Here is a 14,234-nt window from a genome sequence, read left to right as displayed (position 1 = left end):
CTCTAAATTGCTATACGGGGTATGACACCTCATTAATCTCTCAATAAAAATTATAGACGTATCTGAAGTTATAAAAGCGCGATCGCCTAATTAAAAGCCTTGCTTGAGTTAACTAATTGGTAATGTAAACCAAAATGTTGCCCCTGTTCCTAATGCACTGTTTACACCAATTTCACCACCGTGAGCATGAATGATTTGCTTACACAGATACAGTCCTAATCCCAAACTCACAGAATTGCGAGAGTTACTAGCTTGAAAGTAAAGGTCAAAAAGGCGTTCACTCTGTTGTTGACTGATACCCACACCGTTATCACTGACAGTGCAATAAATCTTGTCTTCCTCAAGATGAGCGTTGATTGTCAACAGCAAACCAGGGGCGTTATGTTTAACAGCGTTGACAATTAGGTTAGAGAATACTCGCCATAGTTGCGTTGGATCGGCATTTACTAATAGTAAATCTGCGGTCACCCAATTTGTTAAGGTTACTTGATTTTCTGCTAGCATTGGCTCTAAATCTGCGATCGCGGCTTCCACTATCGTATGCAATTTTATTGGTTGGCGTTGCAACACAACCCCTTGCACCTCGTTGGCATGAGCTTCCATTAATGAGTTAATCAAACTCAGCTGGCGATCGCTACTTTGAACCATCCGCTCTAAAATCGAACGTGAAATACTGATTTTGCTTTCTGGACTTGCAAGCAAATTCTTCAGTACCATTAAAGTGCCAAGTACCGGGTTACGTAAGTCATGAGAAACTGCATGAAAAAACACTCGTAGTGCTTCTTCAGCTTGCTTACGCTTGGTGATATCTTCAATAATTCCCTCGTAATAAAGCAGTTTTCCCTGTTCATCACGGACTGCGTATGCTTTTTCTGAAATCCAAACAATACTCCCATCGCGGCGATAAATTTGGGATTCAAATTCTGAGATCCTGCCATACTCTTCAATCAAGCGCACAAACTCTGCTCGACGGCTGGGGTCAACATATAATTGATGTGCAATATCTGTGAAGTTTGCTGTTACCTCTTCCGGTGATGAATATCCATAGATATTTGCTAATGCAGGATTTGCCGTAATGTACTTTCCATCAGGGCTGCTTTGGAAAATACCTTCAACGGCATTTTCAAAAATACTGCGATATTTAGCTTCTGCAACCTTGAGTTTTTGGTAGGCTGACTCTAGTTCTTTATGAGCGTAAAACTCAGAGCGTTGCAGGCGATCGTAAAGATAAACACCAATGTCACATATGGCACATAACCAAAACACATACAAGATAAACGTTACATTATATATTTCGGGGTGTTCGGGTAACGGTGTTTTTAATCCAAATACAGTATTGACTCCAAAATAGTAAATTAGCAAACCCAACTGAGTCAGAAAGTGCAGATGCCAACAAACTGGGATGAATATCGCTTGACTCAAAAACAGCAACGACCAACCGAGAGTATCAGGTAAGGCAAAACCCTTGAGTGTAGCGAAAAACTGTGATCCCAAACTAATTGATAAAGATGATCCTAAAAATAACAGTTCTGGATAACGATGACCGAACTTAGTTTTATGCAGGGCAAAACATACAAGTAGAGTCAGCAGCATCGCTACATTGATGAACAGCCCTTGAGTTTTGAGTGCCTCTGGTAGTTTTTCAAACTCTTTAAGGGGGAAAAATACGTCGTAAATGTTGCGTAAGGTAAAGGACAACAAGCAAATTAGCGCCAGCAATAACCATAGTTGCAATCTCTGCCACAAAAAGCGATGTCTAGCAGCAAGCCACTCTGTATCTTGACACCAACTTTTGGCAATGGCTGTAGTTTCATCTGTTGTTGATGCCGAAAAGGATTGTTTACACCACCTTTGCACTGTTCTCAATAAGGTAGCCATTAGCGTATTACCAACTTTACCACCATCAAAGGGTTTCCTATTTCCAGACTGCCATAATACCCTGGCCTTTTGATGGTAATTTATGGACAAGCGGTTGTAGATGAAGTTGCTAAAGGTAATGTAAACCAAAAAGTTAACCCGCGCTTGTGGTGGCTACTAACGCCAATTTCGCCACCGTGGGCTTGAATAATTTGCCGAACCAGATACATTTTTAAGGCAATACTTGTGGAACAAGAAGCTTGGGGATCGCGGACATATAAATCGAAGAGGCGATCGCACTCTAGTTTGCTGATTACTACACCGTTATCTTGGATTTCAGTGCGAATCATTCCGGCTTCAACTGTGGTTTTTAAAGTAAAATTTAATCCTGGTGGATTATTGTATAAGCCATGAGTAAATATATCTGCCAAAACTTTGTGTAACCGAGTTGGATCTGCCATCACCAAAGGTAAATCTTCAGGAACCAAGGTCTTGAGAGTTGCTTGATTTTGATTGAGCATTGGCTGCAAGTCTTTGATGATCGACTCCAGCAATGTGCTAAAATGCACCAGTTCACGACGAAGGACAATTCCTTTACCTTCGCAGCAATGCATTTCTAGTAATGAGTTAATCATTCCTAATTGGCGATCGCTGCCTTGAACCATGCGCTCAATTATAGAGCGAGGCACTGAAATTAGAGATTGTACAGATTCTTTACTGCACCCTTGACCTTTAAGTAAATTCTTTAACACCATCAAATTACCCATAGCAGCAGTTCGCAAATCGTGGGCAACAGTGTGTAACACAACATCTTTGACCCGTTGCAGTTCTTCTAGTTCCTGCATTTTTTGTTGTAGTTGTGCGGTGCGTTCTTCTACCTGGTGTTCTAAACTTGTGTTGAGTGTCGCCAGTTCTTGATAAATTTGTGCTTGCTGAATTGCGATCGCCAGTTGTTCTGACATTTGCTGTAGTAGATCAATTTCGATTGGCTGCCAATGACGAGGCCCAGAACATTGGTTAGCAATTAATGCACCAAACAATTCCTCACCTAGCATAATTGGTACAGCTAAGGTAGCCCTTGTCTGGAATTGTTCATAGTGTGCTTTCAATTTGGGAGATAGTGTGATTTGGTTAATATCTTCCACTACACGCACACGATTGGTTGTCAGTAAAGTTCTCAATTCTTGGAGATAGCTTTCATCTTGGGTTGTCCAACCTAATAGTGGTGGATAGTTGGAAACTACAGATTCAGCAACAATTTCGGCTCCTAACTTTGGCTCATTTAGACCAATAAAAACCCGGTCTACTTGCAAAAATTGCCTAACTTCGCTCACAGTGGTTTGGAGAATTTGGTCTAGATGAAGTGAAGAGCGAATTCGCGCTAGGGTTTCTGTTAATAGGCGATCGCGTTGTGCTGAAAGGCGTAATTGTGCTTCTACCTGCTTACGTGCTGTAATGTCGTGAGTTACTGCCAGTATGCAGGGAGTAGTATCTAAATCAATTACTTCTGCTGAAACTAGTGCTGTAATTATCTCCCCAGACTTAGTGCGAAATTCAACTTCTAAGTTACTAACGCATCCTGTGGTTCGCAACTCCTCCAACAATTTCATGCGATCGCACTTATTTACCCACATATTTAGCTCAAAAGCAGTCCGTCCAATCGCCTCATCTGGCTCGTAACCGGAAAGTTTAACAAAACTGTCATTAACTTCTAGATAACGTCCCTCTTGGAAAGTGCTGATTGTAATTGGATTAGGACTACAACGAAAAGCTTTAGAAAACTTTTGAGCCAGATTTTGCAGATTAGCTTCTGCTTGTTTGCGCTCTGTAATATCTCTGACAATTGTTAAGACTTCATCTGCACCGCTAACTACCAATCGTGCTTCATAATTTCGCATTCCCAAAGGCGTTGGTAGCTGATATTCACAAGTTTGCAAATTCTGAGAATCCAAAGTTTTGGCGATCGCTTCTTGGCAAATAGCCGCAACATCACTTGGCAAGACATCGTGCATATTTTTACCGATGATCTCTTCTTTTGAAAGGACAATATTTGCTCCGTCGCCTTTCAAGTCAAGATACTTACCATCACGGCTAACACGAAACATCAAATCAGGGATAGCATCCAAAATTGCTTTATAGCGCATCTGGCTATTACGCAATTGTTCTTCTGCTTGTTTGCGGTCTGTGATATCCATTATCAAGCCTTCCCACAACAGATCGCCGTTCGCTTGTCGTTTCAGTTGGGAAGCAGCTTGAATCCATTTGAGTTTGCCACTAGGTGTGATGATGCGACCTTCCCAACGCCAAGGTGTAAGAGTCGCAGCAGAGATAGCAACAGATTCTGCTAAGGTTTTCACATCCTGTGGATGAATCAGTTTGTGTAGTACCTGAAAATCTGCCTTGACAACTTCTGGTTCTAATTCATATAGTTCTCGACAGCCAGAACTAATATAAACAGCTTCCTGGGAACCATCTTGCTGTTGCAGGACTTGAAAAATCATTCCCGGTAGAATGGCAGCAACTTTTTCCAACAAAGTCATAGTCCCTTGTGGAAAATCTAGTTTATGCAGTGATTTTACAGTTTCATCCACTCTTTATGCCTTTGTTACGCAAGCGACTGATGTATGAGTTAAGGCGATCTTTGCCATCTTGACAGTTTTTATGCTAAGGGAATTATCGCCGACAACATATAAAACTACCTCTTCTTTCAGAGTAGTTCTGGATGCTGCGATCGCATTCACCCAATCGGGTGAACCATTTACCAAACGATTGCAAAAATTCCTAATCTTATTTACTTTCAGGCTGCTACAAACAGGCAGTATGCGAGTGGAGAAAAATTTTTACTTGGAAATCATAACTAACATTATTGCCGTTTGACATAATTTAAGATTCCCTGTCTCCTTAAACGGTGAACACTTAACTAGTTAACAATTTCAATTATTTAAAAAGATGACATTAACACAATCATTGACTCAAGAAAGTTTTACTCATGCTTTAATGGTGCTTGCCAATCTTGATAGTGATTTGGCTCGGATTTTAGAGACATTGGGGCCTCCACCCATCTGGCGAAGAGAAACAGGTTTTCCGACACTGCTGCAAATAATTTTGGAACAGCAAGTTTCTTTGGCGGCTGCAAAGGCTATTTTTAACCGTTTATGTGGGGTTGTGGAACCGCTGACACCAGAAAATTTCTTGACACTTGACGATGTTCAATTAAGAGTTTTGGGATTTAGTCGGCAAAAGATTCTTTATTGTCGTAGTTTGGCTGATGCAATCATAAGTGGTCAACTTGATCTAACCAAGCTGGAGAAAATGGACGACGCTGCTATTAGAACAGAACTAAAGCGTGTCAAAGGCATTGGAGACTGGACAGTTGATATTTACATGCTCATGGCACTACAACGCCCCGATGCCTTTCCCAAAGGCGATTTAGGGGTAGCGATCGCTTTACAAAAACTCAAAGGATTAACAACACGTCCAACACCAACACAAATAGAAGCGATCGCCCAGCATTGGCAACCCTGGCGTGCAGTCGCCACCAGAATCCTCTGGCACTACTACCTCAATGCCCTTACAGGCAATTCAAAATTAAAAATGCTGTAAACTCTTATCCTCTCATGCTCCGCGCCTCCGCGTCTCTGCGTGAGGCTAATCTTTAATTTTACTGTAAAAAACTACTTTAACCCTTGCTCTCTCAATAAAGCATCCACCCAAATACCATCAGCTTCCGACAACGGCGGCACAGGCTCACAGGTATAATCTATAGCCAAATCTAAACCTGCCCGGTCATATACCCCATGTATTAATACTTGCAAATCTAATAAAGGCTCTATATCTCCCTTACGCAGTGGTAATAGAAAGGATGGAATTGGTTCTTGCCAACTAAATGGGTATAATTCGGCCTTAGGGCGAGAGTTGCTGCGGCTCACCAAAATGCGATAACTTGCCTGAATCTGATTACCTAAAATAGGCATAGGTTTTCCGCCTCGTAGTAAGTCAATTTCCACGAGATGAGTCACGCTACCTAATACCTGTTGACGCTTGCGTTCGTATGCGTTTCGTCCTTCTCCTGAGCGCTTATTTTTGGGTGAGAGAACCTCAATTACTGTGACAACTTCCCCTGTTCCTACTTCCCTTACCTCTAAGTATGCTTCCCGCACCTCCTCTGGCATGGGAACATTGACTGTAACAGGCTTAACTGGCGGTCGTGCAACTGCAATGTTAGATAATTCTGTTTCTGTCTTTGTCAGCGATCGCCCCACGCTCACATCAGGGATACCAACTAGAACAGAATTTTCATCAGTTACCTGATATACCCGCTTCTCAATCGCCACTCGATACTTTGGACGTAAATGGGGCGCTAGTGCATCAGCGATAGCCACAATCAACCTACTGTGAACTTCTGGCCAAAGTTCAGGATTTTCAAGGTAAGGATTCATCCCCGGAAATGGTGAGGGCATAGGGGTAGGATGTGATTCTCATTGTTCATATCCTACCAAATTCAGTTTTTTGGCATGGCAGGCCAGATAAGCTATTAAACACCTAATTTGCAGTTTAGACCGCAGGGGGGCAGGAAGAGAAGTTGCCAGGAGGAGCCACTGACGGGTACGCAGGGGTTTCCCCAAGTGGAGCAAGTGGCGTTGGTTTCCCTCCAAGCAAACTTCGGGGAGCAGGGGAGCAGAGGAGAGAGTTTGAAGTTTTTCCCTAGAATTTAAATTGTGCAACTTGTAGGCGCAATAGCTTACCTGCCGATTAAGAAAACTATAGCTTCCCTGTAAAAACTCGCTCCGCCGGCCCAGTCATGTAAATTCGTTGGTCGATTTCTGACCATTCAATTTGCAAAGGGCCACCAGGTAGTTCTACGGTTGCGGTGCGATCGCATTTTCCAGTCAACACCCCAGCTACTAAGGAAGCACAAGCGCCAGTACCGCAGGCTAAGGTAATACCAGCGCCTCTTTCCCATACTCGCATTTTTAAGTAGTCTCGTCGCACTACTTGAATAAATTCGGTATTTGTTCTTTGAGGAAAAGCTGGGTGATGCTCAAACTGGGGGCCGATGGTTTCTAGGGGAATTGCGGCTACATCTTCCACAAAAGTAATGCAGTGGGGATTACCCATGCTGACACAGGTGACATTCCAAATTTGTTCCGCCACTTCTAGAGGCTGATTAATCACTTTTGTATCAGCAGCACCCAAGGTGGTAGGAATTTCTCCAGCAAGTAGTCTGGGTAAACCCATATCTACCTTTACTTGGCCATCGGATGTGAGTTGGGGAGTAATCACACCAGCCAATGTATGAATACGATATGAGTCTTTGTTTCTAGAATCGCCCTCCAAATCAGCCAAAAAACCAGCTAAACAGCGAATACCATTACCGCACATTTCCGGTTCTGAACCATCAGAATTAAAAATCCGCATACTATAGTCAGTACCGTTTTCTCCAGGTAGAGCAAAAATTACACCATCTGCACCAATACCAAAGTGGCGATCGCACAACTTAACTGCTTGCTCTGGAGTCAGTGCAGGCAATGATGAGGAACGATTGTCAATGAGAATAAAGTCATTCCCCAAACCGTGATACTTAGTAAATTCGATTGCCATTTATTTAATGATGAATTATCAATGATTAGTCACTGTTGTTAGAGATTAAGAATTCGTGATTAAGGATAAAAAACTAGGAAAGATTTTTTCCAGTCCCAAATCCCTAGTCCTCAGTCTCTAGCCCCCAGCTCCTTAATTAAAACATTCTGCCTTATGCATACATCATCACCAAAAATGCTTACAGAATTCGATACTTCACTGCCTAGTATTCGGCAAGTGCAAAACCTGATTAAACAAACAGCAGCGGTAGATTTTAAACTGGTGACTGGCGATCTAATAACGGGTAGGGTGATCTGGCAAGACCCATACTGTGTGTGTATTATGGATGAAAACAGCCAGCAAACTACAGTTTGGAAACAGGCGATCGCTTACATCAAGCCGAAGAGTTTTAGTCAATAGTCCATAACGTGAGACATTGACTATTGGTGACTCCACAAATTATTTATAGGTAGAAGCTTTCAAAGAGTTTCTGCCTCACTAACTTTTACTATCGGTATAGAAAAGGGCAATGCACTGGTTGTAGTAAACAAAGATTGTAATTTATTCAGACTCAGTAGGCTACCGCATAGTAAAACTTGGTCTCCTGCTCGCAAGTCCATTTGTCCTTCAGGAGAGCGAATAAACTTACCATCCCGCCGGATTGCTTGCACTTGTACTCCGTATTGGTCGCCAATATTTATATCTGCAAGGGTTTTACCCAAGACTGGAGTATCTGCATTAATTGTGATCCACTGACAAGCGCTATTTTCGCCTGGAACTGCTACTCTACCTAGAGCCAATTCGGCCAAAGCCGCTAGTTCTTCATCTGCTCCCACCACTAGGAGGCGATCGCCCTCTTCTATTCGAGTTTGATTGTTGGGAAAGTCGACTTCTTCACCGTTAGCGCGGCGAATTGCCATTAAACTCACCCCTGTTAAGTAGCGCATATCTGCTTCTTCTAAGCTCATACCAATCAGAGGCGAACCAGATGGTAGGGGATACCAACGGCGATTCAAATCACGAGTTGCTTGTTGCAAATCACGGGATACTTCGGATGCAGAACGTTCTGGCCGCAATTGTAAATAATGGTCTTTGCGGATCTGCTGCATTTCTCGTTGCACTATAGCTGGTGACAAGCCTAACCCTGTTAATAAATGAGTCGCCATTTCTAAGCTGGCTTCAAATTCTGGTTGCACCACTTCCCTGGCTCCCAGTTGGTAAAGCACTTCTATATTTTTATCTTGGGTAGCGCGAACAACCAAATCTAATTCTGGGCACAATTCCAAAGCGCGTTTTAGGCAAAGACGTGTACTCATGGGGTCAGGAAGTGCGATCGCCATTCCCTTAGCATGGTTGACTCCAGCAGTTTCTAAAACATGAAAACTGATGCAATTACCATATACATAAGGCACTTTAGCTTCACGCAACTTCTGAATTCTGCTTTCAGATTGGTCGATTACGACTACAGGTAGCTGGTGTTGTTGCAACAATTTCACTAAATTCTTACCTACTCGCCCGTAGCCGCAGACTACCACATGGTCTTTCAATGGCAAATCATCTGATACATCGCGCGGCTGAACATCTTCGAGATACGGTTTCAGCCAAGGCATGGATTCTGCCAAATTAAATAACAATGGTACTAACCGCAGCACAAACGGGGTGAGCATGAGCGTAACTGCGGTGGTTCCTAAAATCAGTAAATACACTGTTCGAGAAACCAACCCCAGCGCTTGCCCTTCACTGGCCAGCACAAAAGAAAATTCCCCAATTTGAGCCAATCCTAACCCAGCAATTAAGGCTGTTTTCAATGGATAGCGGAATAGCTTTACCAAAGGTGTAATAATCAAAAACTTGCCTACGAACACCAATGCTACTAGCCCCAGAATTAACTCCAGGTTTTTCCACAAAAACACTGGGTCTATTAACATCCCAATGGCGGCAAAAAATAAACTGGCAAAAATATCTCTTAGTGGCTCTACATAAGTGAGAGTTTGATCGGCATATTCCACCTCTGAAATCATCAAACCGGCGACAAACGCCCCCATCTCAATTGACAGCCCTAAATACTCTGTCAGTAGAGCAATGCCCAAGCATAATGTCACAACGCCTAACAAAAATAACTCTCGGCTTTCAGTACGGGCGAGGAGCCTTAACAGAGGTGGTATCAGCCAAATTCCTGCGACTACTGCACCAGCAGCAAATAAACCAATTCTTACCAGTGCTGTCACGACTGCTATGCCAATAGCTTCACCTGGTTCATGGAGGGCTGGTAGGACTGCTAACATTAGTCCTAGTGCTAAGTCCTGCACTACCAAAATGCCCAACATCACCTGTCCATGAGGTGTTTCCGTTTCGTTACGCTCCATTAAGCATTTGAGGACAACTGCTGTTGAAGATAAAGACAGAATTGACCCCAAAAATACGCCCTTAGCAGGTAAGGCTCCCCACGCTCCAGTTATTCCACATACCACAACTGTGATCAGAATTGTTAGGGCAATCTGTAGCCCTCCTCCTCCAAGGGCGATCGCTTTTACCTTCTTAAGTTCCGCAAAAGAAAACTCAACTCCCAAGGCAAATAACAAAAAGGCGACCCCAAACTGAGCCAGAGTTTCTACTTGAATAACTTCTTTTATCAATCCCAGCCCAGCTGGCCCGACAATCATCCCGCCGATGAGGTAACCTAGCAAAACAGGTTGTCGTAACAGCGCCGCTAACAGTCCGCCACAGGCTGCGACGGCGAGAACTGAAACTAAATCAACAATTAGCCTAAAATCTTCTTGCACCAGTTTGAAAATAAACTATTAAGACCTATAAACCTCAGCATACAAATTTTTATATATCTTCGCTCAGGTTATTGGTGTAAGAAAGACAAAATTTGCATATTTATTGCTAAATGTTCATATAGTTAGGGAAGAGAGGAAAAAGAAGCAGAGGAAGCATGAGCAAAAATCAGGCAAGCGCCAAAATTTTGCTAATTATTAGCGTAATGAATTTTACAATGCTCGCCTTGGTGAACGCATCGTATATATTTGTCTTATTTTTGACTAGTAACAATTATTTAGTGCAGTATAAGTCATTGCCCCCGTATAGGAATCGTACTTTAATCTAACTTTGCTGCATCGTCCTGCACCTTTGATATCATGTCCGTTTAAATAACCGTGATTGCGACCGAAGGGAAGCAATCCCAAAAACTTTGCGATTGCGTCGTTTGACTTCGTTCCACTCGCAATGACATATTCAGGGTGATTTGCCGGACATCATATGATGTATCGAAGAGCAACTTTGATGCATGAGCATTGCAAAAATCGACCTTGCTCAGCCTTCATCGGTAGTAGCGATCGCCACTCTCACGACTCTGCATAACTATTAATTATATAGAACAAAGATCCTCGTTTCGACTTGGATCTTTGTCCGATGTGGTCATTGAGGCGATTGGTAGAGGCAATAACCAGTATTATAGTAAAGCGGCACAAGGGCAGGGCAAAAGCTCATCGCATAGACTGACTCGGTGAATTGGTATACACAACTATGAATGTACAACTTGTTAATTCCCTTGTAGAAGTGGTACTAAATCTCTCCCCCGAAGAGCAAAAACTTTTTCAAGAAAAACTGAGTAACAAGCATTTAACGTTACTAAACAGTAAACCTCAAACATCATCGGAGAGATTATTACTTTGGCAGGAGTGGATAGATACAGCACCAAAAAGCTATGCCAACCTTTCTGATGAAGCTCTGCGTCGAGAAAATATTTACGATGATGAAGTATGACCGATTATTTATTAGATACCAATATCCTTTTACGCTCCAGGGATATAGCTTCACCCGATTATAATCTTGTCGATCACACAATCAGGTATCTAATATCTAATAACCATCAATGTTTTATTACATCTCAAGTTTTAATTGAATTTTGGGTTGTAGCCATCCGTCCTGTACCTGTAAATGGATTTGGATGGACACCAGAAGAAACCAAACGAACGGTGCAAATGCTCATAAATCAGTTTGAGTGGCTAGAAGAAACACCAGATGTATTTCGCTTTTGGTTTAGCCTCGCTACAACTCACAAGATTTCCGGGGAACGCACCCACGATTTACGCATACAAGCAGTAGTGCTTACCCATAACATCAGCCATATTCTGACTTTAAACCCAAAAGACTTTGTAGAAGTTGAAGGAATTACTATTGTTCACCCCAATAGCATAAACAGCTAGAAGCGGGGATTTAGTGCGATCGCACTCTTCCATAGATGAAGAAAAAGCGAGTTATGAACCATCAAGGTATAATCCTCTGGCTGACAGAGTTAAGTGGGGCGGTTAAAACAACGATCGCTTCATCTGTTGCCCAAGAATTGCGATCGCGGGGTTGCCGAGTAGAATTACTTGATGGTGATGTCGTTCGCACCCATTTATCTCAAGGACTTGGATTTAGTAAACAAGATCGGGATATCAATGTCCGGCGGATTGATTTTGTTGCCAACTTGCTCAGTCGAAATGGGGTGGTAGCGATCGTGGCTGCAATCAAGCTATTTTTAACCCAGGATTATTTGCATGTATAGTGCCTAAATCCTACAAATACCTAATGGCAAATGACAAATCATATGATGTCCGGCAAATCACCCTGAATATGTCATTGCGAGTGGAACGAAGTCAAACGACGCAATCGCAAAGTTTTTGGGATTGCTTCCCTTCGGTCGCAATGACGGTTATTTAAACGGACATGATATCATGACTCTTAACCACAACCCATAAAAAAGCATAAGCGTGCTATTAAAGCACGCTTAAAGATATATACTTAGCAAATTTAGAACTTCTCTCTATCAACCACCTGCAACAGCAGGGACAATACTTACTTCATCGCCATCTTTAAGGGGTGTACTTGTCCCATCCAAAAAGCGAATATCTTCGCTATTGACATACAAATTCAAAAATCGCCGTGGTTTTCCCTCTTCATCGCACAAGCGTGACTTAATACCAGGACAGCTATGCTCTAAGGAATCGAACAGTTCCGCAATAGTATTGCCGCTGCATTCTAGCGTAGCTTGGTTATTGGTAAATTTCTGAAGAGCCGTGGGAACTAAAACTGTTACAGACATAGTTGAAGTATGAAGTGTGAAATATCAGGTGTGAAGTATTAGGAGTCAAGACTAAATTGTTTCAGTCTTTATCCTTTATCCTACCTTTCGGGAAAACGCTCTCTAGGCGTTTACATTGTTTAAACGAGGACTTGCTGCCATTCCAAACGATCAAGTGTGCGCGATCGCTCTAACGCCCGTTCAAAACTATCGAGTTTGGCATCAATTGTCAAAGGTTCGCCAATATAGCCTTGTAATGCTTCTTGGGTTTTTAAACCATTGCCAGTAATGTAAACCACAGTAGTCTCATCTGGATCAATTTTGCCAGCTTCTACTAATTTTTTCAGAACTGCAACGGTTGTACCACCAGCTGTTTCAGTGAAGATGCCTTCTGTTTCTGCCAGCAACTTAATTCCTTCAATGATTTCTGCATCATTAACTGATTCGATGTTACCGCCAGTTTTCTTAGCTATCTCCACAGCATAAACACCATCTGCTGGGTTACCGATCGCAATTGATTTAGCAATCGTATTCGGTTTCACTGGTTTAATAAAGTCCCGATCTTCTTTGAAGGCTTGAGCGATAGGTGAACAACCTTCGGCTTGCGCCCCGCTGAAACGGACATCTTTGCCTTCTACCAAACCAACTTCTACGAATTCTTTGAAACCCTTATAAATTTTGGTAAATAGCGATCCAGAAGCTAGAGGGGCAACGATATGGTCAGGTAATTCCCAGCCTAGTTGTTCAGCAACTTCAAAGCCCAGCGTCTTAGAGCCTTCAGAGTAGTAGGGGCGCAAATTAATATTGACAAAACCCCAGCCATGTGTATTTGCTACCTCCGAGCAGAGACGATTTACCTGATCGTAATTGCCTTTCACTGCCATCAAGGTAGGGCTATAAATCAGGCTGCCTAGAACTTTACCAGCTTCTAAATCTGCGGGGATGAAAACACAGCAGTCTAACCCTGCATGAGCCGCGATCGCAGCTGTAGAATTTGCCAAGTTACCAGTGCTGGCACAAGAAACAGTGGTGAAACCCAACTCACGCGCTCTAGTCAAGGCAACTGAAACCACCCGGTCTTTAAAACTTAGGGTGGGCATATTCACAGCATCATTTTTAATATAAAGCTTGTTTAAACCCAGACGACGTGCCAGACGGTGGGAACGAACCAGGGGAGTCATACCAGTTCCCACATCTATAACATTGTCAGTTGCGACAGGCAAAAAGGGACGGTAGCGCCAAATAGAATTTGGGCCAGCTTGAATTTTTTCACGGCTGACAGAAAGGCGTAGGGCATCATAGTCATACTTGACTTCTAAAGGCCCAAAGCATAACTCACAAACATGGTTGGCTTTAAGTTCATATTCCTCGCCGCATTCCTTACACTTCAAGGCTTGAAAGGATGTAGTGGCTGCTTGAGTATGTGCGGATTTTGTCTGAGTCATAAACTAGCTTTCCCTGTTTGTCTGTCGGCTGTCGCCTGATACTAACACGAGTAAAAATACCAGTCAAACATACCCGACTATTTATATCGGGTATGTTCAGCTTTAAGTGAAATTTCCCCCTTTGATAAAAGTCGTATGCAATAAACACAAAGGGTTTTAAAGATGTTAGCCTTGCCTTTACTGGGTACAAACCAGGGAAACAGCGAGCAAATCTAGAGCTTTTATACTACTGAGCGATCGCGGGATCGAGAGGCTATCGGCAGGTTGACAATATGATTCAA

At 42.7% G+C, this 14,234-nt stretch carries 13 protein-coding genes; 5 read left to right on the top strand and 8 right to left on the bottom strand.

Annotation, left to right across the window (positions count from 1 at the left end; all coding sequences use genetic code 11):
• Window positions 1-108: 108 nt before the first annotated feature.
• From AC5JL8_RS32060 to AC5JL8_RS32050, 3 genes are all read right to left on the bottom strand, one after another.
• Window positions 109-1,878 carry a PAS domain-containing sensor histidine kinase gene (locus AC5JL8_RS32060; RefSeq protein WP_495883711.1) on the bottom strand — a complete coding sequence of 590 codons (1,770 nt, stop codon included), beginning with the start codon at window positions 1,876-1,878 and terminating at the stop codon, window positions 109-111.
• 80 nt (window positions 1,879-1,958) lie between these two features.
• Window positions 1,959-4,397 carry a sensor histidine kinase gene (locus AC5JL8_RS32055; RefSeq protein ID WP_495883710.1) on the bottom strand — a complete coding sequence of 813 codons (2,439 nt, stop codon included), beginning with the start codon at window positions 4,395-4,397 and terminating at the stop codon, window positions 1,959-1,961.
• Window positions 4,398-4,451: 54 nt separating this feature from the next.
• Window positions 4,452-4,622, bottom strand: coding sequence for a hypothetical protein (locus tag AC5JL8_RS32050; protein WP_495883709.1), 171 nt, complete (start codon window positions 4,620-4,622; stop codon window positions 4,452-4,454).
• Between the two features lie 184 nt (window positions 4,623-4,806).
• On the opposite strand from AC5JL8_RS32050, the gene AC5JL8_RS32045 reads away from it, so the two are divergent.
• Window positions 4,807-5,460 carry a DNA-3-methyladenine glycosylase family protein gene (locus AC5JL8_RS32045; protein ID WP_495883708.1) on the top strand — a complete coding sequence of 218 codons (654 nt, stop codon included), beginning with the start codon at window positions 4,807-4,809 and terminating at the stop codon, window positions 5,458-5,460.
• 71 nt (window positions 5,461-5,531) lie between these two features.
• Here AC5JL8_RS32045 and AC5JL8_RS32040 read toward each other — a convergent pair whose 3' ends face one another.
• Window positions 5,532-6,317, bottom strand: a complete 786-nt coding sequence (locus AC5JL8_RS32040; RefSeq protein ID WP_495883707.1) for a DUF4058 family protein — start codon at window positions 6,315-6,317, stop codon at window positions 5,532-5,534.
• A 301-nt stretch (window positions 6,318-6,618) separates the two neighbouring features.
• Window positions 6,619-7,458 carry a diaminopimelate epimerase gene (dapF, locus tag AC5JL8_RS32035; protein WP_495883706.1) on the bottom strand — a complete coding sequence of 280 codons (840 nt, stop codon included), beginning with the start codon at window positions 7,456-7,458 and terminating at the stop codon, window positions 6,619-6,621.
• Between the two features lie 174 nt (window positions 7,459-7,632).
• On the opposite strand from dapF, the gene AC5JL8_RS32030 reads away from it, so the two are divergent.
• Window positions 7,633-7,857 carry an Hfq-related RNA-binding protein gene (locus AC5JL8_RS32030; protein WP_495883705.1) on the top strand — a complete coding sequence of 75 codons (225 nt, stop codon included), beginning with the start codon at window positions 7,633-7,635 and terminating at the stop codon, window positions 7,855-7,857.
• 59 nt (window positions 7,858-7,916) lie between these two features.
• On the opposite strand, the gene AC5JL8_RS32025 is transcribed toward AC5JL8_RS32030, so the two are convergent.
• Window positions 7,917-10,220, bottom strand: coding sequence for a monovalent cation:proton antiporter family protein (locus AC5JL8_RS32025; protein ID WP_495883704.1), 2,304 nt, complete (start codon window positions 10,218-10,220; stop codon window positions 7,917-7,919).
• A 745-nt stretch (window positions 10,221-10,965) separates the two neighbouring features.
• On the opposite strand from AC5JL8_RS32025, the gene AC5JL8_RS32020 reads away from it, so the two are divergent.
• Genes AC5JL8_RS32020 through AC5JL8_RS32010 form a run of 3 tightly spaced genes read left to right on the top strand, consistent with a single transcriptional unit; the run spans window position 10,966 to window position 11,992 of the window.
• The gene (locus AC5JL8_RS32020; protein WP_495883703.1) at window positions 10,966-11,205 is read left to right on the top strand and encodes a hypothetical protein; all 240 of its coding nucleotides are present in this window, start codon (window positions 10,966-10,968) and stop codon (window positions 11,203-11,205) included.
• On the top strand, window positions 11,202-11,648 hold the full coding sequence (locus tag AC5JL8_RS32015) for a type II toxin-antitoxin system VapC family toxin (RefSeq protein WP_495883702.1): 447 nt from the start codon (window positions 11,202-11,204) through the stop codon (window positions 11,646-11,648). The genes AC5JL8_RS32020 and AC5JL8_RS32015 overlap by 4 nt, the downstream gene beginning before the upstream one ends.
• A 53-nt stretch (window positions 11,649-11,701) precedes the next feature.
• Window positions 11,702-11,992 (top strand): adenylyl-sulfate kinase, encoded by a 291-nt coding sequence (locus AC5JL8_RS32010; protein ID WP_495883701.1) that lies wholly within the window; start codon window positions 11,702-11,704, stop codon window positions 11,990-11,992.
• A 261-nt stretch (window positions 11,993-12,253) separates the two neighbouring features.
• Here AC5JL8_RS32010 and AC5JL8_RS32005 read toward each other — a convergent pair whose 3' ends face one another.
• Together AC5JL8_RS32005 and thrC are read right to left on the bottom strand one after the other, a co-directional pair.
• Entirely contained in the window at window positions 12,254-12,529 is a 276-nt protein-coding gene (locus AC5JL8_RS32005; protein ID WP_495883700.1) for a MoaD/ThiS family protein, read from the bottom strand.
• Between the two features lie 119 nt (window positions 12,530-12,648).
• The gene (gene thrC, locus AC5JL8_RS32000; RefSeq protein WP_495883699.1) at window positions 12,649-13,953 is read right to left on the bottom strand and encodes a threonine synthase; all 1,305 of its coding nucleotides are present in this window, start codon (window positions 13,951-13,953) and stop codon (window positions 12,649-12,651) included.
• Window positions 13,954-14,234: the final 281 nt, after the last annotated feature.

This window comes from Mojavia sp. (genome assembly GCF_059505145.1).
Note: the sequence above shows the minus strand (reverse complement) of the source record. Positions and strands in the feature narration are given on the sequence as shown.

Coding starts and splice junctions, on each gene's coding strand:
- AC5JL8_RS32060 (WP_495883711.1), bottom strand. CDS start 1,878: ATGGCTACCTTATTGAGAACAGTGCAAAGGTGGTGTAAACAATCCTTT.
- AC5JL8_RS32055 (WP_495883710.1), bottom strand. CDS start 4,397: ATGACTTTGTTGGAAAAAGTTGCTGCCATTCTACCGGGAATGATTTTT.
- AC5JL8_RS32045 (WP_495883708.1), top strand. CDS start 4,807: ATGACATTAACACAATCATTGACTCAAGAAAGTTTTACTCATGCTTTA.
- AC5JL8_RS32040 (WP_495883707.1), bottom strand. CDS start 6,317: ATGCCCTCACCATTTCCGGGGATGAATCCTTACCTTGAAAATCCTGAA.
- dapF (WP_495883706.1), bottom strand. CDS start 7,458: ATGGCAATCGAATTTACTAAGTATCACGGTTTGGGGAATGACTTTATT.
- AC5JL8_RS32030 (WP_495883705.1), top strand. CDS start 7,633: ATGCTTACAGAATTCGATACTTCACTGCCTAGTATTCGGCAAGTGCAA.
- AC5JL8_RS32020 (WP_495883703.1), top strand. CDS start 10,966: ATGAATGTACAACTTGTTAATTCCCTTGTAGAAGTGGTACTAAATCTC.
- AC5JL8_RS32015 (WP_495883702.1), top strand. CDS start 11,202: ATGACCGATTATTTATTAGATACCAATATCCTTTTACGCTCCAGGGAT.
- AC5JL8_RS32010 (WP_495883701.1), top strand. CDS start 11,702: ATGAACCATCAAGGTATAATCCTCTGGCTGACAGAGTTAAGTGGGGCG.
- AC5JL8_RS32005 (WP_495883700.1), bottom strand. CDS start 12,529: ATGTCTGTAACAGTTTTAGTTCCCACGGCTCTTCAGAAATTTACCAAT.
- thrC (WP_495883699.1), bottom strand. CDS start 13,953: ATGACTCAGACAAAATCCGCACATACTCAAGCAGCCACTACATCCTTT.